Annotated in this window: 19 protein-coding genes; 3 read left to right on the top strand and 16 right to left on the bottom strand. The window is 30.2% G+C overall.

The annotated features are described in order from the left end of the window. Positions 1-21 precede the first annotated feature (21 nt). Positions 22-1,035, top strand: coding sequence for a UDP-glucose 4-epimerase GalE (gene galE, locus P161_RS0102270; RefSeq protein ID WP_026775466.1), 1,014 nt, complete (start codon positions 22-24; stop codon positions 1,033-1,035). A 74-nt stretch (positions 1,036-1,109) separates the two neighbouring features. On the opposite strand, the gene P161_RS0102275 is transcribed toward galE, so the two are convergent. The 5 genes from P161_RS0102275 to P161_RS0102295 all read right to left on the bottom strand — a co-directional run bounded on the left by P161_RS0102275 (position 1,110) and on the right by P161_RS0102295 (position 4,929). Beyond that, a complete protein-coding gene (locus tag P161_RS0102275) occupies positions 1,110-1,652 on the bottom strand; it encodes a DUF2911 domain-containing protein (protein ID WP_026775467.1) in 543 nt (180 codons plus the stop codon). 89 nt (positions 1,653-1,741) lie between these two features. Next, a complete protein-coding gene (locus P161_RS20035) occupies positions 1,742-1,936 on the bottom strand; it encodes a FeoB-associated Cys-rich membrane protein (RefSeq protein ID WP_368086201.1) in 195 nt (64 codons plus the stop codon). Beyond that, on the bottom strand, positions 1,858-3,966 hold the full coding sequence (gene feoB, locus P161_RS0102285) for a ferrous iron transport protein B (protein ID WP_026775468.1): 2,109 nt from the start codon (positions 3,964-3,966) through the stop codon (positions 1,858-1,860). Before feoB ends, P161_RS20035 begins: the two co-directional genes overlap by 79 nt. Beyond that, complete coding sequence (locus tag P161_RS0102290) at positions 3,967-4,197, bottom strand: FeoA family protein (protein WP_026775469.1); 231 nt, start codon at positions 4,195-4,197, stop codon at positions 3,967-3,969. It lies immediately after the preceding gene. Between the two features lie 51 nt (positions 4,198-4,248). Then, the gene (locus P161_RS0102295) at positions 4,249-4,929 is read right to left on the bottom strand and encodes an SCO family protein (RefSeq protein WP_026775470.1); all 681 of its coding nucleotides are present in this window, start codon (positions 4,927-4,929) and stop codon (positions 4,249-4,251) included. Positions 4,930-5,099: 170 nt separating this feature from the next. Between P161_RS0102295 and rseP the strand changes: the two genes are divergently transcribed. Beyond that, positions 5,100-6,449, top strand: a complete 1,350-nt coding sequence (rseP, locus tag P161_RS0102300; RefSeq protein ID WP_026775471.1) for an RIP metalloprotease RseP — start codon at positions 5,100-5,102, stop codon at positions 6,447-6,449. Between the two features lie 134 nt (positions 6,450-6,583). Here the strand turns inward: rseP and P161_RS0102305 are convergent, their stop codons facing one another. The 8 genes from P161_RS0102305 to P161_RS0102340 all read right to left on the bottom strand — a co-directional run bounded on the left by P161_RS0102305 (position 6,584) and on the right by P161_RS0102340 (position 19,672). Then, positions 6,584-8,122: an IS1182 family transposase gene (locus P161_RS0102305; RefSeq protein WP_026775472.1), complete on the bottom strand. Its 1,539-nt coding sequence runs from the start codon at positions 8,120-8,122 to the stop codon at positions 6,584-6,586. A 310-nt stretch (positions 8,123-8,432) separates the two neighbouring features. Then, positions 8,433-9,284, bottom strand: a complete 852-nt coding sequence (locus tag P161_RS0102310) for a cupin-like domain-containing protein (RefSeq protein ID WP_026775473.1) — start codon at positions 9,282-9,284, stop codon at positions 8,433-8,435. 207 nt (positions 9,285-9,491) lie between these two features. Continuing rightward, positions 9,492-10,589 (bottom strand): biotin synthase BioB, encoded by a 1,098-nt coding sequence (gene bioB / locus P161_RS0102315; protein ID WP_026775474.1) that lies wholly within the window; start codon positions 10,587-10,589, stop codon positions 9,492-9,494. Between the two features lie 41 nt (positions 10,590-10,630). Further along, complete coding sequence (locus P161_RS0102320) at positions 10,631-15,508, bottom strand: DNA repair ATPase (protein WP_026775475.1); 4,878 nt, start codon at positions 15,506-15,508, stop codon at positions 10,631-10,633. 231 nt (positions 15,509-15,739) lie between these two features. Continuing rightward, positions 15,740-17,809, bottom strand: coding sequence for a flotillin family protein (locus P161_RS0102325; protein ID WP_026775476.1), 2,070 nt, complete (start codon positions 17,807-17,809; stop codon positions 15,740-15,742). Between the two features lie 29 nt (positions 17,810-17,838). Then, positions 17,839-18,495, bottom strand: a complete 657-nt coding sequence (locus P161_RS0102330) for a hypothetical protein (RefSeq protein WP_051605802.1) — start codon at positions 18,493-18,495, stop codon at positions 17,839-17,841. A gap of 68 nt (positions 18,496-18,563) precedes the next feature. Beyond that, the gene (locus tag P161_RS0102335; protein ID WP_026775478.1) at positions 18,564-19,271 is read right to left on the bottom strand and encodes a PspA/IM30 family protein; all 708 of its coding nucleotides are present in this window, start codon (positions 19,269-19,271) and stop codon (positions 18,564-18,566) included. Positions 19,272-19,276: 5 nt separating this feature from the next. Next, on the bottom strand, positions 19,277-19,672 hold the full coding sequence (locus P161_RS0102340) for a hypothetical protein (protein WP_026775479.1): 396 nt from the start codon (positions 19,670-19,672) through the stop codon (positions 19,277-19,279). A gap of 304 nt (positions 19,673-19,976) precedes the next feature. Here P161_RS0102340 and P161_RS0102345 point away from each other — a divergent pair, with 304 nt between their 5' ends. Then, positions 19,977-20,735, top strand: coding sequence for a helix-turn-helix transcriptional regulator (locus P161_RS0102345; RefSeq protein WP_026775480.1), 759 nt, complete (start codon positions 19,977-19,979; stop codon positions 20,733-20,735). 42 nt (positions 20,736-20,777) lie between these two features. Here P161_RS0102345 and P161_RS17905 read toward each other — a convergent pair whose 3' ends face one another. The 3 genes from P161_RS17905 to P161_RS0102360 form a co-directional block, all read right to left on the bottom strand. After that, on the bottom strand, positions 20,778-21,473 hold the full coding sequence (locus tag P161_RS17905) for a carotenoid biosynthesis protein (RefSeq protein WP_051605640.1): 696 nt from the start codon (positions 21,471-21,473) through the stop codon (positions 20,778-20,780). Beyond that, entirely contained in the window at positions 21,460-22,917 is a 1,458-nt protein-coding gene (gene crtD, locus P161_RS0102355; protein WP_026775481.1) for a 1-hydroxycarotenoid 3,4-desaturase CrtD, read from the bottom strand. The genes P161_RS17905 and crtD overlap by 14 nt, the downstream gene beginning before the upstream one ends. Before the next feature lie 115 nt (positions 22,918-23,032). Beyond that, entirely contained in the window at positions 23,033-23,695 is a 663-nt protein-coding gene (locus P161_RS0102360; RefSeq protein WP_026775482.1) for a hypothetical protein, read from the bottom strand. Positions 23,696-23,791 lie beyond the last annotated feature (96 nt).

The following is a 23,791-nucleotide window of genomic DNA, read 5'->3' on the forward strand; positions in this document are numbered from 1 at the left end:
ACCCCAAATAACAAACAACCAATGAAGAAAATTTTAGTAACAGGAGGCCTTGGTTTTATAGGTTCTCACACAGTAGTTGAATTGCAAAACGAAGGTTTTGAAGTTGTAATTATAGATGATTTATCAAACACAACACTATCAGTTTTAGATAGTATTACAGAAATTACAGGCATTAAACCAACGTTTCATAAAGCTGATGTAAGAAATAAAAGCGAAATAAAAGCCGTTTTTGATGCGCATAAAATTGATGGAATTATTCATTTTGCTGCGTTTAAAGCTGTTGGAGAAAGCATTGCAAAACCTTTAGATTATTATGAAAATAATTTAAGCTCACTAATTTATATTTTACAAGAAGTTAGAGATCGTAAATTAGATAATTTTATATTTTCTTCTTCTGCAACTGTTTATGGAGAACCAGATTCATCACCAATTACAGAAAATGCTCCTGTAAAAAAGGCAGAATCTGTGTATGGAAATACTAAAAAAATTGGTGAAGAAATTATAAAAGATAGTAGTAAAGCTTATGGAATTAATGCAATTGCTTTGCGTTATTTTAACCCTATTGGCGCTCACCCAAGTGCAAAAATTGGTGAATTACCATTAGGAGTTCCTGCAAACTTAATTCCTTTTGTTACACAAACTGCAGCAGGAATTAGAAAAGAATTATCTGTTTTTGGTGATGATTACCCAACTGAAGATGGAACTGCAATTCGCGATTATATTCATGTTGTAGATTTAGCAAAAGCTCATATTGCAGCTTTAAAAAGGCTTATCAACAAAAACAATAAAAATACTTTTGAGTTTTTTAATATTGGAACTGGAAAAGGAACCTCTGTATTAGAAGTGATAAAAGCATTTGAAAAAGTTAACAATTTAAAGTTGAATTATAAAATTGTTGACAGAAGACAAGGTGATGTAATGACTTGTTATGCAGATACAGCACACGCAAATAAAGAGTTGAACTGGAAAACAGAAATTAGCTTAGAAGAAGCTTTACGTTCTGCTTGGAAATGGCAACAGAAACAATCTGCTTAAGATTAAAATTAACCATTAAAAAAGCTTCATAAATGTAATTTTATGAAGCTTTTTTAATTTTACGAAACTTTAATTTATCCTTTCACTGGCACTGAAACTATCGTGTTTCCCCAACCTAAATGCATAGTCGCATCTTCTTCTTCACCATCAAAAATAATAGAAAATGCTTCAATTGAGTCTTTAGATTTAGAAACTTTTCCAGAAACTCTTACAACATCTTCTTCCTTATCATAAAAATAAGAACCCCAAACATTTTTTTGGTTGCTTAAAATAAACGTCCAATCTGCATCTGTTGGAATTGTAAATAAAGTGTACGTTCCTGCTTTTACTGCTTTGTCTCCAAAAGTTACATCTTTATAAAAGGTAATTTCAGCAGCTTCATTTGCACCTGTTCTCCAAACTTTATCATTTGGCGCTAACTTATCTAGCGTTCTTCCTTTTAATTGCGGTCTACTATACACAACTTTTACAAGTTTGTCAGCATTTCTCCAATTTACTGGGTAAGATGCAGCATCCATAGGACTTTTATCCATTGGTGCCCATTCTTGAGCATTTGCATTTGTAGTGGAAATCAAAGCAATTGTAAAAATTGCAATTGATAAGATAGCGTTTTTCATATGATTTACTATTTAAATTTATTATGGATTATTAAGATTTCAAATTTATAAAACGTTAATTTCAAGATTCTTAATCTTCTGTTAAGATTTTAATGACAACCACAATCTGTACCACATTTGCTTTTTTTCTTAGCAGGAAAAAAATATTTCTTCACTAAAAAAGCGATTGCTACAAAAAGTAATATATATACAATAATTTCTTGCATTAACTTAAAATTTGATAGGTTAAAAAAGAGGCTAAATAAGCCAATAACCCCATACCAAACAATTGAATTAAAGGCCATTTCCAGCTTTTAGTTTCGCGTTTTACGATGGCCAAAGTTGCCATACATTGCATCGCAAAAGCATAAAAGACCATTAACGACATACCCACAGGAAAATTAAACAATTTTCCTCCTGAATCATTTACTTCTGCTGCCATTTTTTGTTTGATGGTTGTTGTGTTTTCATCATCTGCTTCTACACTATAAATAGTTGCTAAAGTACCTACAAAAACTTCACGAGCTGCAAAAGAGGTTATCAAAGCAATGCCTATTTTCCAATCATATCCTAAAGGTTTTATTGCTGGCTCTATAGATTTTCCCATAATGCCAATATAAGAATTCTCTAATTTTGCTGAGGCTATTTTTTGTTCTAACTCATCATCACTTAAATTTTGATTTACAACATTTTCTGCAACATTTTGCGCTGCATTTTTATAACTATCACCACCATTTGATGCTAAAAACCATAACACAATAGAAAGTGCTAAAATAATTTTACCAGCTCCAAAAACAAAAGCTTTTGTTTTTTCGACTACTTCATAAAATACATTTTTAAAAGATGGCAATTTGTAATTTGGCATTTCAATAACAAATAAAGATCTCGATTTTATTTGTAAAGTTTTGTGTAAAATATAAGCTGCTAAAATTGCGCTTACAAAACCTAAAGCATATAATAATAGTAAGACTAAGCCTTGTAAATTTAAAAATCCTAAAACCTTTTTATCTGGAATTACCAACGCAATTAAGATGGCATACACAGGTAAACGTGCAGAACAGGTTGTAAATGGTGTAACTAAAATGGTTATTAAACGCTCTTTCCAACTTGAAATAGTTCTTGTAGCCATAATTGCAGGAATTGCACACGCTGTTCCAGAAATTAACGGAATAATACTTTTACCATTCATTCCAAAACGTCGCATAATTTTATCCATTAAAAAAACAACACGACTCATGTAGCCTGTTTCCTCTAAAATAGCAATGAATAAAAATAAAATAGCAATTTGTGGGATAAAAATAACAACCCCTCCAATTCCAGGAATAATACCTTCCGTTAATAAATCTGTAAAAACACCAGCTGGTAAATTACTTTTTGCAAAATCTGATAATTGTGCAAAAGTACCGTCTATAAAATCCATAGGAACTGATGCAATATCAAAAATTGATTGAAAAATTAAAAGTAAAATCAGAAAGAAAAATAGATACCCAAAAATTTTATGTGTAAAAACTCTATCTAACCTGCCTCTTAAATCTTTGGCTTTTGTTTTATCAATTATATAGGTTTTCTTTAAAATTTTGTTGATTTCTTGATAACGAAAAATGGTTTCTTTATGCTGATATTTTTTTAATTTAGAAGTATCTTCTTTAAAAGCTAATAATGCTGCTTTTTCTTTTTGAGTAATGGTTTCTGGAAAATTATTTTGAGTAACCATTAACCATAATTCATACAGCGAATAATTAGGACTAATTTCTTTTAATTTATCAAAATAATCTGGATCTACTTTAGAATTTATGCCACATAAAGGTGATGCTTTTGCAGCAACATGACAACGAATAATCGCAGCTTTTACCTCATTTATACCTTCGTTTTTTCTTGCACTGATTAAAACAACTTCTGTATTTAATTCTTTTTTTAAAAGCGATAAATCAATAGAAATTCCTTTTTTATCCATTTGATCAACCATATTGATGGCCAAAACTGTTGGAATTTCTAAATCTTTAATTTGAGAAAATAAAAGTAAATTACGTTTTAAATTCTCTACATCAGCAACCACTAAAATTACATCTGGTGATGCTTTAATATCTTTATTTAACAAGGTTTTTAAAACAATACTTTCATCAATAGAAGTTGGATTGATACTGTAAGTTCCTGGTAAATCTGTAATAATTGCATTTTGAGTTGGCGATAATTTACAAACTCCTAATTTCTTATCAACAGTAATTCCTGGGTAATTACCCACTTTTTGGTTTAAACCTGTAAGTTGATTAAAGAGTGATGTTTTACCTGTATTTGGGTTCCCAATTAAAGCAACTTTTATATCGTTATTAGCCATTTACAAACTTGCTTTTAAGATTTTAATTAACGAAGCTGTCTCTTTTCTGATCGCTAAATGACTCCCATTAACACAAATATATAAAGGGTCTTTTAAAGGTGCAATTTGTACCAACTGCACTTCAGCTCCAGGCAAACAGCCCATTTCTAATAATTTTAAGGGAATAAAATCTAACGATTCTTCAGAAATATATCCTATTTCTCCAATGTATAATGTTGCTATTGTGCTCAAAGATTCTAATTTGGTGAGCAAAGATAATCATTTAGAATCATTCTAAACAAGTTATTTTCTGGTATATTCTTCTTTTAACAAAGCCACGTCTTTTTTTAACTTTTCCATGTCTTCTTTTTCGGTTCCATCATAATACCCACGAATGCGTTTTTCTTTATCAACTAAAATAAATTGCTCTGTGTGTATAAAATCGTCCTCACCTCCATCACCTTCTTCAATCACAGCAAAATAACTTTTTCTTGCTAGCTCATAAATGTGTTTTTTATCACCAGTTGTTACATTCCATTTACCATCAATTACCCCTTTATTATCAGCATATTCCCTTAACACAGCAACACTATCAATTGTGGGCGTTACAGAATGTGATAAAAACATAATATCATCATCATTTTTATAAAACTCTTGCAATTCGCTCATATTATAAGCCATCATAATACAGATGTTTGTGCATCGTGTAAAAAAGAAATCAGCTACGTAAATTTTATTTTCGTAGTTTTTATTGGTTACAATTTCTCCATTTTGGTTGATTAATTCGAAATCTTTAATCGTATGATTTTTAGTAACGTGCCTTAAATCCGTATCTACTAATTGAGGATTTACATCATTAGGATTGTAAATTTTTAATCTTTTATCAACCTTTACCAAATGATAAAAAACAGGAATAGAAATTGCCGAAAAAACAACTAAAAAGATAAGTGTTGCTTTACTTTTTTTAAAAAATTTTAAATCCATTAAAAAGATATTTTTGCAAATTTACGGCTTATAAAAATGGTAAAGAAATTGCGGAATCTAAAAAACATCTAAAATGTATGTTAAAATAAAAAGCTAGCTTTAATAGTTCTTTTTATACTCTCTATAAAAACGTACATTTGTGCGTTTTAAAAATTAAGATTTAACGCTGAATGGAAATATTAATAAAAGCATCACAATTTATTTTAAGCTTATCATTACTAATTGTTTTGCACGAAATGGGGCACTTTATCCCTGCAAAATTGTTTAAAACCAAAGTAGAAAAATTCTATTTATTTTTTGATTATAAATTTTCGATTTTTAAGAAAAAAATTGGAGAAACCGTGTATGGAATTGGTTGGATTCCTTTAGGTGGCTACGTAAAAATAGCAGGAATGATTGATGAAAGCATGGACAAAGAACAAATGGCTTTGCCTCCTAAACCTTGGGAATTTAGATCTAAACCAGCTTGGCAACGTTTAATAATAATGTTGGGTGGTGTTTTTGTAAATTTTGTTTTAGGAATTTTCATTTACATTATGTTGATGTGGTCTTATGGAGAAGAATATTTACCAAACGAAAACTTAACAGATGGTATTTGGGTGCAAGATTCTTTAGCGATGGATTTAGGCCTAAAAACTGGTGATAAAATTTTAACTGTTGATGGAGAAAGAATTAGAAAATTCAGCCAAATTACGTTAGAATTCATCAATGGAGAAAAATTTAGTTATGAAAGAAATGGAGAAGTTTTTGAGAAAAAATTACCTGTAGATTTCATCTCAAAATTAATAGATAGAAAGAAAAATGACGATGGCCCAATAGTTTCTGTGCGATATCCTTTTATGATTGGAAACATTCCTAAAGAATCTCATAATATTGATTCTCAACTTAAAGTAAAAGACTTAATCGTAGAAGTAAATGGTGCAAAAGCTGTTTATTATGATGAAATTGAAGATCGATTTTTAGAAAATAAAGGAAATAATATTACAATTTCTGTTAAAAGAGATAATGAAATTATTAACATTCCTGTAAAAATATCTGATGAAGGAAAACTTGGTGTAAATCCTGCTAATTTAAAATTAAGTGAAATTGGCAAATTAGGCTATTATGATTTGGCAAATTATCAATATACTTTTTCCGAGGCAATTCCTGCTGGTTGGAACAAATCTTGGAAAACGCTAACAGATTACGTAAAGCAATTGAAAAAAATATTTAACCCAAGCACAGGTGCTTATAAAGGTTTAGGTGGTTTTTATTCAATAGGTAAAATTTTCCCTTCCACTTGGAGCTGGGAAGCTTTTTGGAACATTACAGCCTTTTTATCAATCATGTTAGGGTTTATGAATCTTTTACCAATTCCTGCTTTAGATGGTGGACATGTAGTTTTTACACTTTGGGAAATGATTACAGGTAAAAAACCTGGAGATAAATTTTTAGAATATGCACAAGTTGTTGGTTTCATTTTACTAATAACCTTATTACTTTTCGCAAACGGAAACGATTTATACAGAGCTTTCTTTTAATTAAGAAAAATAAATAAGCTAAAGAGGTCGTCTAAAAAGCATTTTTTAGGCGATTTTTTATTTTGTTAATTTTTTCTTGCGATTTTTTAAGAATGATTTAAAAAATACTCAGATTTAAAAAAAGTATAGTTTTTCTAAATAGTTAAACTGTACTTTTTTAAGTTATGTGCCATTGCAATTAGCCCTATTTCAACATTTACTTTACGTGTTCCTCTTAGCATAAATCGTTTAAAGTTCATGTTTTGTTTGATATTTCCAAAAACAGCTTCTACATCCCAACAGCGTTGTTTTCGCTTTGCAATGCCTTGTTCAGAGTTGAGTAATATTTTAGCTTTTGATTTTAATCGTATTAAATTATAATTCCTTTCTATAACTCGATTTGTTTTTGATTTATGACATAGTGTTCTTAAAGGGCAACCTTTACAGTTTTGTGCTTGGTATCTGTGTATTTCTTGGATAAATCCGTTCTTAGTATTTCTTTTATAAGTATCTATAAGTTTCATTTCTTGTCCTATAGGACAGTAATAAAGATCTTTCTCTCTATTATAATGTAATTCATTAGGATGGAAAGGATTTGTTTTTCCTCTTTTTTTATCTAATTGCTCTTTATGGAAGTAATTGTATTTTACAAAAGCGGTAATTTCTTTATCTTCTAAATCTGTATAATTTTCTTCACTTCCATAGCCTGCATCTGCTGTGAGCGTCTCTGGAGTTTGGTCATAATTTTCGATATGATTGTTAAGGTGTTCTTTTAAAGTAGTGGTGTCTGCTGTGGTTTGTGCTAAAGTGTAATTGGTAAGGTATTGATTGTTGGTAGAGGCTTGTATATTATAGGCAGGTTTGAGTTGTCCATTTTGCATATGATCATCTTTCATTCGCATAAAAGTAGCGTCATTATCAGTTTTACTATAACTATTTCTACCCTGTAAAATAGCTTCTTGTTTTTCATATTTCGCTAAATTAGCTGGCCAGTTTTTCTTGGCATAATTCAGCTTCTGCTTTACTTTTTTATCAATTACTTTGCCTTGTAAAACTTCATTTATTTTATCAATTGTAGCTTCAACTTGCTCCGCATTTATCTGCTCAAAATCTGGTGTATTGGGTATATGTTGTTCCTCTTTGTAAACCTTCTCTACATAAGACCAAAGCTCTTTCAACTGTTTTTCAATGCGAGTTTTACTGGTTTTAATAGATTTACCCCAAACAAAAGTATAGCGATTTGCATTGGCTTCTATTTTAGTACCATCTACAAAAATATCTTTTAAACTGATAACTCCTTGCTCAACAAGCAGTAAAACTACTTGATGGAATATGGGCTTGAAATGTTCTTGAAGTCTTTTACCTCTAAAATCATTAATTGTGTTATGATCAGGTTTGTTTTGTCCACTTAACCACATAAAATGGATGTTCTCTGATAAAGCTTGTTCTATTTTTCTTGAAGAATATAAATTACGTAAATAAGCATAAATTAATATTTTTAGCAACATTCTTGGGTGATAGCTTGAGGTGCCTCCACCTTTATAACTCTCTTCTAATTTACTAATATCTACATGGTCTATAATCGTATTAACAATACGAACTGGATGATTCTTTGGAACTAAATCATCATAACTGGGAGGTAAAAGACTCAACTGATCTTGAGTGTAAGTCTTAAAAACAACTTTTCTGCTCATTCTTAAAAATACGAAATTCTTTAAAAATTTGCAAAAAAAAAGACTGCCTTTTCAGACAGCCTCTTTTTGTTAAACTCTTAAAGAAAGATTGACAAAAGGAAACCAAGTGTATTGTGCGTTGCATTTATCACAACTATAAGATCTACAACCTGGAATTATTTTAACAACACCTTTTCTTTTTAACCTATGCCTAGACACAGATTTGCATTTTGGGCAAGCTTTCATAGTAATTAGTTTTAGTTTGGTATTCGCAAGATACTAAATATCAACAAACTAAAATTAATAAAATATAAAATTGTTTCTAGAATATTTATTTTGTTCTCAAAATTGCTTGCTCATTTTTCCAATCAATCCACTTTTGCCCTTTCAATCTTCTCATCAAATTATCATAATTTCTCATAATTAAAACATTGTAAAGTGCTTTACCCAAATTTTTTGGGTTTCTAGCAATAGCTCTTAAACTCATAGAAAAGCCAGGTGTATTATATTTCATGTAATGCCAATAACCTTCTGGCATATATAGAACTTGCCCATGCTCTAAAGATGTTTTATATCCTTTTGCCTTTTTTAAGGCTGGCCATTTCTCAAAATCAGGATTAGAAAAATCAATATCTTCTCTTGTAATTAAAGCATGTGGAACTTTATATAAATGCTTATTTTGTTGTTGATCAAACAAAATAATTTCCTTTTTACCTTCAAAATGAAAATGAAAAATATTTGCCAAATCAATATCATAATGCATAAAAGTGTAGGAATCTGTACCCCCAAAAAATAACATTGGCAAACCTTTCATTAAACGCAAACCAAAATCTGGATATTTAAAATCTTTCTGTAAAACAGGCACTTCTTTGAGTACATTCCAAAGAAAAATTCTAAATTTTGTAGGTTCACGTTTCAGCAAATCTACATAATCTGCCATTTTCATTGTTCCATGAGGCTCATTAAAACCATCTTTAAAATCTACAGGTCTGTCATCATACAAAGGCACAGTTTTATCTCCAGCAACCTCTTTTATATAGGTTAAATTCCATTTTGAAAACGCAGGCCAATCTTCTATAAAACGTTCAATAACTACTGGTTTTTGAGGCTTAAAATAGTTTTTTATAAAATCTTGCTTTGTGATTGTTTCTACTCTATCTATTTGAGATAAATTTAAACTCATACTTTTAAATTTTAGGAGATCAAAATTAATAAAACACTTAAATATGAGTTGTTAATATAAATAAAAATTAATTATTATCTTTTTTGAATTATATAACAACTGAAAATTTAAAATTCCTACAAACAAAAATCACCAACTTTTTAGGTTGATGATTTTATAATATTTGTAAATTACAAATAGAAAAAACTAGCGATTTATATTACATCGTTAAACTTTCATCGTTTTTCCTTCTTGTTTCTTTACTTCGTTTCTTTCAATTTTATGTGCTGGTCTTGTCCACTTTGGTTTTTCTCCTAAAGCTTCAAATTGAGATTCTGATGCTTCTACAGTTTGTGGTTGTACTTTTTTAGTAAAAGGTTTCTGCGGATTTAAGCCCAACAATTTAAACATTTTCATATCCTCATTTACATCAGGATTTGGCGTTGTTAGTAATTTATCGCCTGCAAAAATAGAATTTGCTCCAGCAAAAAAACACATTGCCTGCCCTTCTCTACTCATTTGAGTTCTTCCAGCAGATAATCGCACTTGCGTTTCTGGCAATACAATTCTAGTTGTTGCAACCATTCTAATCATATCCCAAATTTCAACTGGTTTTTCGTCTTCTAAAGGAGTTCCTTCAACAGCAACTAAAGCATTGATTGGTGTAGATTCTGGTTGTGGATTTAACGTTGATAAAGCCACTAACATTCCTGCTCTGTCTTCTGCTTTTTCTCCCATTCCAATAATTCCTCCAGAACAAACTGTTACATTTGTTTTACGAACGTTATCAATAGTATCTAACCTGTCTTGATATCCTCTTGTAGAAATTACTTCTTTATAATATTCTTCTGATGAATCTAAGTTATGATTATAGGCATACAAACCAGCTTCTGCCAATCTTTGTGCTTGATTTTCTGTAACCATTCCTAAAGTACAACAAACTTCCATATCCAATTTATTAATGGTTCTTACCATATCTAAAACTTGATCAAATTCTGGTCCGTCTTTTACGTTTCTCCAAGCTGCACCCATACAAACACGAGAACTTCCAGATTCTCTAGCTCTTAATGCTTGTGCTTTTACTTGATTTACGGTCATTAAATCATTACCTTCAACATTGGTATGGTATCTTGCAGCTTGTGGACAGTACCCACAATCTTCTGAACATCCTCCAGTTTTTATAGACAATAATGTAGAAACTTGCACCACATTTGGGTCGTGTTGTTTTCTGTGAATGGTTGCTGCATCATACAACAACTCCATTAAAGGTCTATTATATATTTCTAAAACTTCTTCTTTCGTCCAATTATGTCTTACTTCGCTCATAAATCTTATTTCATTGAAAGCCCAAAAATACATTATTTCGTCTATTTCTCTAATCCTTTTTTCAAAACTTCTTGAATTCCAATTAAATTATCACTGAATTGCATCATTTGCGCCAAAACTTGCGTCATTTCATTGGCGTTTCCAAAACCTTTTAATTTGTTGTTTTTCACAAACGTAGTTTTAATAGATTCCCATCGTTGTTTTTCATCTGCAGTTAACAAACCACCCAATTCTTTATACTTTAATAAATTAGATTCTGCTGCACTTGTTAAGGTTTGCGATTCGTTTTCATAATGAGATAACAATAAAACTTCCAACTCTTTGTTATTCATAATCGGAACAATTTTAGCAACTAACTTATTCATATCTCTGTAAGATCCTTGTAATTTAAACGCTGGTTCTGTTCTGTTTTGCTCATCCATTGCAGCAGATTTTATATAGGCTGCATTTACTTCCATTACTCGATCTCTAATAATCATTACTTTTTCTAAAACCGATACATAGTCATTCAGTTCCTGTTTGGTGTAATTTCCTTTGAGTTCAACTCCTTCTCTATTTCCAGTTTCCACAATTTTTACCAATTGATACATATCATCAAAATGTGTGTTGGAAATTTGTGCTAAAATAGGGTTTGATGTCATCGAGTTTTCAATCAAACTCATTTTAAATAAAGATGCTGTATCTCCAATAATATCTCCCAAATTGTAAATATCGGCTCTGTTAGCTAACATATCTGGAATTTGAAATTTATCACCACTTTCTGTATACGGATTTCCAGCCATAATTACACAGAACTTTTTATCTCTAAAATCGTAAGTTTTTGGTTGACCATTATAAACCCCTTCAATTTTACGAGTTCCATCTGCCAACGAAATAAATTTCTGTAAAAACTCTGGATTACAATGTTGAATATCATCTAAATACAACATTACATTATTTCCCATTTCAAAAGCTAAATTTAACTTTTTTAATTCTTCACGAGCTGCAATATTTGTAGCAGACATTGGATCTACAGATGTAATTTCGTGCCCAATTGCTGGTCCATTTATTTTCATAAAAATAAAACCCAATCTGTTTGCCAAATATTCCATTAAGGTTGTTTTTCCATAACCTGGAGGCGAAACCAACAACAACATTCCCATTCTGTCAGTACGTTTGTTGCTACCAACACTTCCTAATTGTTTCGATAAATTATCTCCAAACAAAGGCAAATACACTTGATCAATTAACTGATTTCTTACAAAAGAAGTTAACACTCGTGGTAAAAATTCTTCTAATTTTAAATCTTCTTTTAATTCTTCTGTAATGTTGTGTTTTTCTTTTTTATATTGATGAAAACCAGGAATTTCAACCGTAGAAAAATGTGTTAATGTTGCTACAAATTGATGATAATCAAATAAAAGTTCCTGATTTTTTATAGACGAATGGCTACCAGATAAATCTTTGATAATTTCTTCTGCTTCAATATTTACAATGTTTTGTGAAGATTTATCTTCATATAAAAACAAGCAAACAATTTCATAAATATAATCTGAATATTTTTTATGTTCCGATTTTACAAAAGATGAAACCCATTCTGTTGCAATATCAATTTTGTAAGCTTCATTTTTAAGCAACTGTATTTCAGTTCTTAAATTATTTGCGTTCTTTTTTTCATTTAAAACTTTTGTAAATTCTTCAAATAAGGTAATTGCTTTCTGACTTACAGAGAAAGAAGTTTCATCACTTAATTCATCAAATAAATAGTTGGCAATTTCAAACTGACTCGTTTCTTGGTATTCCTTAATATTAACTAAAATCGCTACAAATGTTTTATGAATCGATTTTCCTAAGTCTGTAATTAACTGAAAATGACTTTCGCTTTTTGGAAATACTTTTAAAACTGCTGCAGACGCTTTTATTTTATCACTATAATAGGTTCTTTTTTCTTCTGATAAACAATGCCAAAATAATTGTGCAAATGCTCTAATTTTTGGAGCATATTTTAACAATCCTAAAGACGTTTCTTTGACTATAAATGTCTTTAAAATTTTAAACGCATCTAAATCGTGCACACCTTTTGTGTAGCCTTCTGTATAACTTTTGGATGCAACATTTTTTACCAAATCCAACAACGCTTCGTCTGTTAAATTATTTAAATCCTCAATTGAATGCTCTTGTGTTATTCTGTATGCTAAATAAGACGCTCTGTAGGCATTTTCATTCTCGGAAACAAAAGCTTGATTCCAGTATTTTTCTGATTTTAGTAAGATTTCGTTTTCTATTTCTTGGTAGAAATCGGTTCCTGTTAAATGGTAAAAAAGCGACTTGTTTTTATAAACAATTGTTAAATCTAACACCTGTTTGTTAACGCCAAATTTATGCTTTCCAAACTTGATGACATTTTCGCCATCTTCGTATAAATCTTGCTTGTCTTTTAGTTTCCTTGTAGCATCTTCCTTGGCAGTTTTTAAGCCAGTTTCAATCATTTCTGCTTTTCCACCATCTTGTAAATCATACAATTGTGTAATGATGTCTCGCAGTTTATTAATCATTAAATCGGATGCGAAATAACCATTAATTTCATTCTGAAATTTAAAGCTTTCTGCTTTTTTTACAACACCATTTAAGATTCGTTTTGCAGCCGTTTCTAGAGAAATTGCTTTCTTATTTCTGGCTTCAATAATACTGCTTTTTCGTGCCTGGAAAGCATTGTAAACCTCTTCTCTTTTTTCTAAAATATCAGCAATAAACTCATCATAATCTGCAAATCTACCTTCCAAATCTTCTAACTGAATCGCTACTTTGTTGAGCAGTTCATCTGTTTTTTCTGGAGTGGTTGCAATGTCTAAATAATTGACAATACTTTGATCGATCAACTTTATTTTAGAAGAAAAATCGGCACTTGCTTCAGCAGAACTTAAGCTCTTTATTTTATTCTTAATTGCTGCTTTTAATTGGTTGATTGTAGAGAAAATCAAAGAAATCGAATCAATAATTTTTGTGGAATGTGAAGTGTCTTCAATTTCTAAATTCGATACAATTTCAATCAACAATTCCAAATCAGCCACAATTTGATTGACTTCTTTTTCTAATGCTTTTGCATCAATTACTTTGCTGATTTTTTCTAATTCATCTTCCTTTTCAGCAACTCTTTTATTGTATGGTAACAACGCTTTTTCATCCAATAAAAAAGAAACACATCTTTGTGAAATGGTGTCTGTTTGTGCTGCAATTTCAGTTTCTAATTCTACTAAATATTCAACATTTACATAACGTACTTCTTTGTAGCCAATAATTTCGCCACGCAAAGTTCTTAATTGCGATAATGCTTGTACAAAATCATCAATAGATTTAAAAGAAGTACTTTTTATTTTACTGAAAAATGTGTTTGTTTTCCCTGCAATTTCTTGGGTAATTTTTGCAGCATTTTTTCGAAGTTGCACAACCTTATCAAACTCATCAATTGCCGAGTTTGCAGCCGAATTTATTTCTGCTAAAGGAATTGATAATTCAAACGTTTTTGGTTCTTTTATCCAATAATAGCTGTCAATAATATCTAAAGAATTTTTAGCGATATCTTCATACAAACCATCGTAATTGTCTTCTTTATTTAAAAGCGTAATTAACACTTGGCATTCAGCCATTGCTTTTACAATATCTTTATTCCCAATTTTGTATAAAAAAGAATCTTTGTGTTCTGAAGGAATTTCTGCACCTTGAATAAAAGGCGTTTGCCAAATCTGAATTACGTGATGCCTTGTTTGGTCTTCATTATCTTTAAAATAGCATAATTCGCCATTTTTTAAGAAGGTAAATCCGTTACAAATAATGGGTGTTTTTACTTCTTGCTCAATTACATTGTAAGACATCAACACATACAATCCTGTTTTTTCTTGATAAAAAACATAGAAAAAATCTTCACCATTTTGAGATGTTATTTTGTCTTGAAACTTTAAATCTTCTAACTGATTGTCAAAAATTTTAAAAGCTCCTGATTGCAAATAATATCCGTTAGAAAAAATAATTCCTTGATCATTTGGCAATAAAACAGCTGCATCTTTGATGGTATTGATGCGTTTAACTTCTTGTATTTTATGATTATACACAAAATAACGAGCCGCTTCTTGAAATGGTTTTATCTCTAAAACGATTAAATTTCCTAAATCTGCGAATCTATATTTTCCATCATCTAACGTTTGGTCTGCGTGAATTACATTTTCGTTGTAAATTCCTTTTCCATCTTCTGTATTATTCTCTATTTTAATGGTTAAATCGCCACCAACAGTTTCTACAAAAACTTTATCTAAAATACTAATATGTGGATGTTTTCCGTAAAAATGAGCATCTCTAGAAACCTCTTGCCATTGATATTCATGCTGATTTGGGAATCTAAATTCGTGCTCACTTCTATTATCAACATAAGTTAAAGAACCATCAGCAATCAACCATTTAAAGGTTTTGATGTCACTAACACTTTCACTTAATTGAAAAACCATGTGCAAATAATTGCCAACAATCGCAAATTTGCTAAAAATGGTATTTCTGTAATATTTATAAAGATTGGTAAAGTCTAAAATAAAGGTTTCATTCTTTAAAATGGACAATCCTTTGTTTACGAATTGTGTTCCATCATAAGAATAAATGCTAAAAACATCGTCTAATTTTATTTCAGTTCGCAAGCCAAAATGCACATTGTAACCAAACAATGTTAAGTCACCAATTGTTACTAAATCTCTTGCAATACAACTATTTTCTGTGTTAATTCTGTTGTTTGCAATCAGTTTTGTTTCTACACTACCAAAAACTTTTGCACGTTCTTGGTTTAGCTGTCCAAGTCTGTTTTGAAGTGCTTCTTTTTGCTTTTGAAGACGACTTTGAATAATTTCATAAGTGCCCTCTTCTAAAATATTATGTTGATTTTTTTCTTCTTTTTGCATTTGGAGTTTGGTCAATTATTCCTTTTATCCTGCAAGGTTTCAAAAACCTTGTAGGTATGTTTTAATTCTTGAGGTTTATTTTATTCTAAATTAGGTTTCTTGCTAATACCTACAAGGTTCAAAAGAAACCTTGCAGGATAGAAATAAGTAATTCTATTTTTTTTAGTTCACACCCCTCAAAGGGTTTGAAACCCTTTGAGGGGTAAACAACAAGTTACTTGTAAAGAAATTTTACCCCAACTTCTTATCACTTAAACCTAAACCTTTTGCTAAATTCATCAAGTTCGAAAACATATTGCTTTCGTCATTATCATCAGTTTTCGATTTTAAATTCATCAAAATATTAGCAACAGATAGGTTTTTTAAATCTTCTGATGATACATTATACTTTGTTGCAAAATCTCTCACTTTTTCTAACAAGTTTCCTTTTACATCATTGCTTCCTAAAATGGCATCTTTTACATCTTGAATGTTTTCAGAATGTTTTGTCAATCTATCAAAACCTTTTGCTTTGGTAATTTGCCCAATAATTTGATTAAAGAACATGGTTTCTCCACCAACAATATCAATTTTTGCAGCTTTTAAAGCTTCTCCAATTACACTTGCTTGTGCATCTGCAATTTCTTTTTGAATATTGATTTCAGCCAAATCAACTTGCAATTCTTTGTTTAAACGCAACTTGAATTCTTCGTGTTCTTTTCCAACACCATCTAACTTTTTCATGGCATTTGCTTTCTCTTCAATTCCTGCTGCATCTGCTAATGCTTTTTCTTTAATTACTGCTGCTTCAGCCATTCCTTCTTTTTGTATTGCTGATGCCTTTGCTTCAATTCCAACTGCTTCTGCCTTAGCTTTTTTCTCAATAATTAAGGCTTCCACTAAACCTTCACGTTCATGAGCATCTGCTTTTGCGTGCATTACTTGTGCTTCAGACATTCCTATAACAGCTTCTTCTTTTGCTGTTGCTTCCGCTAAAATTTTACGTGCTTCTGCTTCTTTTTCACTCGCCTGTTTTTTCGCTAAAGCTTCAATATTAATTTCTTCTGCTTGTTGAATTGCAGCTTGTTTCTGTGCTTCTGCAGCTTTAGTTGTTTTAATTAACGCTTCTTCTGCTGTTGCTTCTGCATTAGTGATTTTTACTTGCTTATCTCTATCCGCAGTTTTAAAAGCCTGAATATCTTTCATATTCTCTTGCTCTTGCACCACCCCTTTTTCTAAAACAACTCGATCTCTAATTACATCTTGAATGTTCTTTTTCTCAACTTCTAAAACTTTCTCTTTTTCAATTTGCGCCAAGGTTACAATTCGCTCTCTTTCAGTAGCCTCTAGCATTCTATCTTTCTCAACTCTTTCTGTTTCTACAACTTCTGTACGTTGCTTATTTTTAGCAGCAACTATTACTTGACGCTGCATATTTTCTTCGGCAACTTGTAATTTTTCTTCAGTTGATATTCTTGCAGTTTCAGATTTTAAACGCTCTTCTTCTTTAACTTTTAAGGTAGTTGCTTCTTCTCTAGATTTGATATTGGCAATTTCTCTTTTTTGTTGCTCTTCTTTTTCTGCTAATTGTTTGTCTAATTCTAGAATTGCTTCACGTGCTTCAACATCTTGTTTGCGGATGGTTTTTTGTTCATCACGCATAATTAAATTCGACTTTACATTTTGAGCCGCAGTTAATTCTGTAATTTTTTTGATTCCTTCAGAATCTAAAATATTATCTGGTTTTAAGAACGAAACTGGTGTTTGCTCTAAATAATCAATAGCACAATCCTCTAGAGTGTAACCATTTAAATCGGTTCCGATAATATCTACAATTTCGTCTCTAAACTCTCTTCTAGATTCATACAATTCGATAAAATGAAACTTTTTACCTACCGTTTTTAACGCTTCAGAAAATTTTGCTTCAAATAAATCTTCCAACGTTTTTATGTCTGACGCTCTTGCACAACCAATGGTTTGTGCTACCTTTTTTATATATTCTACTTCGTTATTTACGCGCACAAAAAAGGCAACTTTAATGTCTGCTCGCATATTATCTTTACAAATAAGGCCTTCGTTTCCTAAACGTTCAATTTGGATTTTCTTTACAGAAATATCCATAATTTCCACCTTATGAAAAACAGGAATTACATACATTCCTTTATCTGTAGCAACCTTTGTGCCTCCCATTCCAGTTTTCACCAAAGCTTGCCCTTGTGGAATTTTCTTATAAAACATTGCTATAATAGCAACAATAAGTACGATTAGGAATATTGCAACTCCAATAATAATTCCAATAAGTGGTGATAAATTTTCTGCCATAGTTTTTTAAAATTTAGTTAGTTAATTAGTTAGTTAGTTTTATATGATTGTGCGTAATAATAATTTTTATCTGTACTTTGTTTAATGATTAATATTGGATCTCTAAAGTTAATCTGTTCGCCATTTAATGATTTTACATAAATGGATAAAGGAGTTTTTTCCACAATAATTTCTGCAGAACCCATTTTATTATCTTTAATGGTTGATAAACAAACACCTCTTCTACCAATAATATCGATTGGTAAATCGCCTTCTTTGCTAAAGTTTTTAAAGAAACTTTTAAATGGCATTGTAAATATTTTATTGATAAATAACGATGGAATAAACGCCAACAACATGATTAAAACCCCAAAAGAATTATCGTAACTATTGGTTATTGTTGTTGTAACAGTTGTAAGTGCCCACCAAATAAAAATCCAACAGGTAAAAGCAAACATAAATGGCAAACCTACAAAGTTGAAATACACTAAAAATACTTGCCACCATTTTAAAGGCTTTCTGCGTTTACCAACAATGTGTTCTTTTTCAATTTGTGTATTTGATACATCTTCAAAATCTAAATTTCCACCTTCAATACTGGTATCAATATCTGCATCAATGTCAACATCTATATCCACATCAAAATCAATGTCGAAATCTGTTCCAGAAATCATGGTAACAATCCAATACAAAATAAGTATCAACATTAAAATGGTTAATGTAATGTTTACTTGAGAAAATAATATGTCTGTAAGTGTGTTCAATATTTTAAGATTTAATCGTTCGTAAAACCTAGTTTTTCTTTTAATTTTAACAACTCATTATTTGCTTTATCTTGTGTAAAATCGATGGCTTTATCAATTTTAGCATCTAAAGAAAAGTTAGCATTTGTGCTCTCTCCATAAGCTTCAGCCAACGCTTCTTCCTGTGTTACTTTATCCTTCATTCTTTCTAACATAGAAACTGTGCTAAAAGCATCAATATCCGCCATTTGTTTGTTCAGTTTTTGTGTTGCATTCGAAACTTTAACACGTGCTTTTAATGTTTTTAATTCGTTTTGCCATTTGTTGATGCTTTTTTTGATTTCAGCAACATTGGTTTCCAATTGATGCACAGAACTTTCAAACTGATTCGCTTCTTCTTTAGCACTTTTTGCTAATGTACTCGATTTTTCTTTTTCTACTAAAGCTTCTTTTGCCAACATTTCAGCAGCTTTCATTTCCAACTCTCCTTTTTTAGCTTTTGTTAATAATAACATTGCTTTTTCTTGGTAGTTTTCTACTTTAGCAACAAATTCTTCGTGTTCATTTTTTGCTCTAATTGATAACGCTTTTACTTGCGCCAAAGACTCTAAAGCATCTTCCAATTCTACTTTTAAATCTCTAATTCCTTGTTCAGTTAATCTGATTGGATCTTCCATATTATCTAAAGCAGCATTGGCTTCAGCTTGACCCATTTTGAATAATCGTTTAAAAAAATTCATAATTTTTAATATTTTGAAAAATTTATAATTTGATCTGAATATTCGCTCAACAACAAGCTCAACGAATTTAATGAGGCTTCTAATTCATTTAAATCCAGATTTTGTATTTGTAAAGTATCTCTAAAAATTACTTTTTGACCAGTTTCATCTAACACAAATGCGCCGTGAATTATATCTCTGTTTTTTATCAATAAATTTTTAAAAACTTCTTCGTTTTTATTTTTGATGTTAAAAATATGTTGCTCCATAATTAACATCGGTGGCGCAATTCCTAAAATCAAATTTTTAATCCCTTCACTTTCTTTGCTTATCATTAAAATACCATCTTCTTCGTTTTCATAAGTGATATTAAAATCGAGCTGCAATAAGTAATTTTTTATTTTTGTATTGTAATTTTTCATAGTAGAATGCAATGTTGTTTTTGAGGATTCGTTTTAATTAAACACACAACATTCAATATTACAAAAAGTTACATAAAATCGCTACAAGTTTTGTTACAAAAACAGCAATACTTGTTATTAATAAAATCATAGTTTAAAGTTTTTGGTTGATGAATAAATTGCTAATCATATTAGTTTTTCTTGTTAAATTGATCAAAAACCAGAAATAAAACTAATAAAATTAGCATAATTAAAAACAATTAGCTAATATTGTTAGCGTAAATATACAATTAAATTTCAATATTGCAAATAAAATTAGCAAAATATGTCTTTTTTTGGAAAAAACATTAAAAAAATAAGAACTGTAAAAGGACTGAGTCAAGCTGCTTTTGCAGAACTTTTTGGTTTAAAACGAGCTGCATTAGGCGCTTACGAAGAACAAAGAAGTGAACCAAAGATAGAAACCATTATTAAAATTGCTAACCATTTTAGCATAAAAATCGATAAATTGCTAACAAGCGAAATTACTGTTAATGAATTATTACAGTTTAAAGAGAATTTAACGATTGCTAATAATGATGTAAAAACAGCCCTTTTTGCAAAAGTGCCTTGTATTACAGAAAATAATAGTTCAGATTATTTGGCACATTTTAAAAACGATATTTTTATTGATGAATTGCCTCATCTTTCCCTCCCAATAAACACAACCAAAGTTTTTAGAGCCTTTACAGTTTCTAATTTAGAAATGACCAACCAAGACAAGGGTTTTTATCCAAAAGACATTGTTATTGGCGAACAAACACCAACTAACATTATTAAAAAACTCACAAATGGAACGTTGGTTTTTGCTATTGTTGATGACACAATTTTATTCAGAAGACTTTATGTTACCGATAATAATGTAATTTTTAGAGCCGATCATAAAAATATTGAAGACAAAATTTACAAAATTTCGGATGTTAAAGAATTATGGAGAGTTCGTTATGTTTTTTGCAAGCGAATTCCTGAATTCTCAACTTCTTTTGAAGATACACTAATGAATATGCAACAAGAAATTCTAAAAATGAAAGCTAAAATTGAGTAAATTTTGCAAAAATTTCAACAAAAATAAACTTAAAAAGCACTTTTATTTATAAAACAAAATAATAGAGATAAAAAATGCAGCTTGAATACAATATAAATACACTGCAAATTTATTTTCTTTATTAAAATTTGATTTTACAAATAAATATTGCAAAATTAAACTCCCAAAAAACCAGCAAACGTAATTATAAATCGGAATTTCTCCATAAGGAAACCATTGCCAAAAGTTTAATTTAATAGCTACAGGCTCTAAAAAACAATCTAATAAAACAGCTGCAAACGCTCCAAAGATTGCCAAAACATGAAACTCAACTTGCTTTGAAAGTTTTAAATTATAGGTTGCTTTCAACCAATTGTACAACTGAAAAGTTAAACTCCCAACACAATACATCGTCGTAAACCACAAATTACCTAATAAAACAGGAACACCTAAAATTTTGAAACCCATTACATCAGAATATTCATAATCACCAAAAAGTAAACCAGTATTAATGCCAATAATTTCGTAAAGCACACCAGCAACACTACAAGCTACAAAAAATATCCAAAACGATTTATTTATATATTGATGTGTAAAAAACACCAAAAGCATCGATATTATTAAATTTAAAGGAGTATTATCAATAAAAAAATCTTTGTAATCGGTAAAATTTAAACCAATAATACCACTTACATGAAACAATAAACTGATTCCTATTGCTAGCGAATATTTGTATTTAAACACATTATTTAATTGCATCTGCTACTAATTTTGCACTTTTAAAACATAAAGGAATTCCTCCTCCTGGATGCACACTTCCACCACAGAAAAATAAATTTTTATAACGCTTACTTGTATTTTGCTGTCTAAAAAAAGCAGCCATTTTACTATTGCTACTCGTTCCATAAAGAGACCCCATAAAACTTGCTGTTTTTTCTTGAATATTTAGTGGAGAAAGCGTGTTTTCCACAACAATATGCTTTTCAAGATTTGTATTTAACTGCTTATTTATTTGTTTGATGATAAACTTTTTCACTTTTTCCTTTTGTTCTTCCCAATTATGCTTGTCATGTGCAGGAGCATTTACCATTACAAACCAATTTTCACTTTTATTTGGTGCGTGATTTTTATCGTATTTCGAAGTTATATTCACATAAATTGTTGGCTCGACAGGTAAAATGGATTCTTCAAAAATTTCTTTGAATTCCTTTTTATAATCTTCACTAAAAAAGATATTATGCAATCCTAACTCTGGAAAATTAGTGTTAATTCCCCAATAAAAAATAAATGCACTACTACTTCTTTCTTGTTTTAAAACTTTAGCAGCAAGCTTTTTATTAGTAAGTAAGTTTTTATAGGTGTAATAAATATCCATATTACTCACTATCAAATCTGCTTCGTGGTTTTTTCCATTCACAGAAACTGATGTAACTGTATCATTTATAGTTTCAATTTTATCTACTTTACTATTTAAGTGAAATTTAACGCCAACATCTTTTGCAAGCTGAACCAAAGCATTGGTAATAGTAATCATTCCTCCATTTGGATAAAAAGTTCCTTGACTTTGTTCCAAGCTAGAAATCATGCTTAACATTGCTGGTGCTTTATAAGGATTACTTCCATTATAGGTTGCATATCTATTAAAAAGCTGCACCATTTCTGGTGTTTTAAAACTAGATTCGTTATAACTATTCAAAGATTTTACGATGTATGGAAACTTTACGCTAAACAACGCTTTGTATGTTTCGCTTTTAGTAATTAAGCTTACATCTAAAGGGAAATCTAAAAAAAGCTCTCCAATATCTTCGTAGGCTTTTTTACTATTTTTAAGATACTTTTTAATATTTTCTGCTGGTTCTCCAAATACCTTTTCTGCTTCTTCAGCAAAAGCTTCGATATTTTTTTGAGCAATTATCCTTTTTCCGTTATCGAAAAAATAACGACAACTTTCATCTAAATCATTGTACGTAAAATAACTATTGATATCTTTTTTTGCTAAAGTAAAAAGTGCTTCGATATTTTCTGGAGCTGTAAAAAGAGAAGGACCAGCGTCAAAAGTAAAACCATCTTTTTCAAAGGAAGATAATTTTCCGCCAAAATAAGGATTTGCTTCAAAAACAGTAACCTCGTAATTCTTTAAAGCCAAGCGAATTGAAGTAGCTAAACCTCCAACTCCACTTCCTATAATGGCTACTTTTTTCATTTGTTTTATGTTTTTACAAAAATATGAAACAAAATAGTTTTATTTACTATGTTTCTTTGATAAAATTTAATGTGAAGTTTTCATTTTTTAAAGACCAAATTAAAGATTTAAACGTTTATTTTTCGATTTTTTGTTTCACTATAAATCGTGTAAACATATCTTCACTATACCAATTTTGTTTTCTTGTTTTTTGAATTACAGCTTTATGTTGTGGCATTCTATAGGCAAATTTTTTCATGGCAGCTTTTGATTCCCAAATACTAAAAGTTGCTTGTTTTACCCAAGGAATTTCGCCAACTCCATAAGATGTTATAAAACCATCTGCAGTAACCATTTGTGATGCAATTGGCGCTACATTTTCCCAAAAATATCGCAATTTATTCAAGCGAATTGTGGCTCTTGTCAACACAGCAATTTGACCTTCATAATCGGTTGTTGGAGGTAACTCCCCAAAAACCTTTTTTTGATCCCAAAAACCATGACCTTCAATAGGTTGTAATATATAAATAGTTTGTTTTTTACAAAATAAATCGAACCATTTTAAAATGAAACCACCAAATTGTGCTTCCAAAGTTACCTCATCATTATAGGTAACTAAAATAGACCATTGAGATAAATCTGGAACTTTATCAAACGTTCCGTTTTTACCTGTTCCCATTAACTTATAAAATTGTATGTTTTTATTAAAAAACAGCGGAATTCGGAAAATTGCCATTGATAAAAAGCCAAAAATGGCAAAAATTGGTTTATATTTTACAATAATTAAAGTGGCTTTCAAGCTAGTTGTTTTTTACAATTAAAATACTCACAAAGATAATTAAAGTATTTAGGAAAGGCTGTGCTTAAATTAAATATAGCTTATTCATATTGGATA

The organism is Polaribacter sp. Hel_I_88, assembly GCF_000687935.1.
GTDB lineage: Bacteria > Bacteroidota > Bacteroidia > Flavobacteriales > Flavobacteriaceae > Polaribacter.

Excerpts from the sequence above, each read along its gene's own strand:
- P161_RS0102340 (WP_026775479.1), bottom strand. The coding sequence starts at position 19,672 with ATGAAAAATTACAATACAAAAATAAAAAATTACTTATTGCAGCTCGAT.
- P161_RS20035 (WP_368086201.1), bottom strand. The coding sequence starts at position 1,936 with ATGGCCTTTAATTCAATTGTTTGGTATGGGGTTATTGGCTTATTTAGC.
- feoB (WP_026775468.1), bottom strand. The coding sequence starts at position 3,966 with ATGGCTAATAACGATATAAAAGTTGCTTTAATTGGGAACCCAAATACA.
- P161_RS0102320 (WP_026775475.1), bottom strand. The coding sequence starts at position 15,508 with ATGCAAAAAGAAGAAAAAAATCAACATAATATTTTAGAAGAGGGCACT.
- P161_RS0102335 (WP_026775478.1), bottom strand. The coding sequence starts at position 19,271 with ATGAATTTTTTTAAACGATTATTCAAAATGGGTCAAGCTGAAGCCAAT.
- P161_RS0102330 (WP_051605802.1), bottom strand. The coding sequence starts at position 18,495 with ATGTTGATACTTATTTTGTATTGGATTGTTACCATGATTTCTGGAACA.
- P161_RS0102310 (WP_026775473.1), bottom strand. The coding sequence starts at position 9,284 with ATGAGTTTAAATTTATCTCAAATAGATAGAGTAGAAACAATCACAAAG.
- rseP (WP_026775471.1), top strand. The coding sequence starts at position 5,100 with ATGGAAATATTAATAAAAGCATCACAATTTATTTTAAGCTTATCATTA.
- P161_RS0102305 (WP_026775472.1), bottom strand. The coding sequence starts at position 8,122 with ATGAGCAGAAAAGTTGTTTTTAAGACTTACACTCAAGATCAGTTGAGT.
- crtD (WP_026775481.1), bottom strand. The coding sequence starts at position 22,917 with ATGAAAAAAGTAGCCATTATAGGAAGTGGAGTTGGAGGTTTAGCTACT.
- P161_RS0102325 (WP_026775476.1), bottom strand. The coding sequence starts at position 17,809 with ATGGCAGAAAATTTATCACCACTTATTGGAATTATTATTGGAGTTGCA.
- P161_RS0102275 (WP_026775467.1), bottom strand. The coding sequence starts at position 1,652 with ATGAAAAACGCTATCTTATCAATTGCAATTTTTACAATTGCTTTGATT.
- galE (WP_026775466.1), top strand. The coding sequence starts at position 22 with ATGAAGAAAATTTTAGTAACAGGAGGCCTTGGTTTTATAGGTTCTCAC.
- P161_RS0102345 (WP_026775480.1), top strand. The coding sequence starts at position 19,977 with ATGTCTTTTTTTGGAAAAAACATTAAAAAAATAAGAACTGTAAAAGGA.
- P161_RS0102295 (WP_026775470.1), bottom strand. The coding sequence starts at position 4,929 with ATGGATTTAAAATTTTTTAAAAAAAGTAAAGCAACACTTATCTTTTTA.
- P161_RS17905 (WP_051605640.1), bottom strand. The coding sequence starts at position 21,473 with ATGCAATTAAATAATGTGTTTAAATACAAATATTCGCTAGCAATAGGA.
- bioB (WP_026775474.1), bottom strand. The coding sequence starts at position 10,589 with ATGAGCGAAGTAAGACATAATTGGACGAAAGAAGAAGTTTTAGAAATA.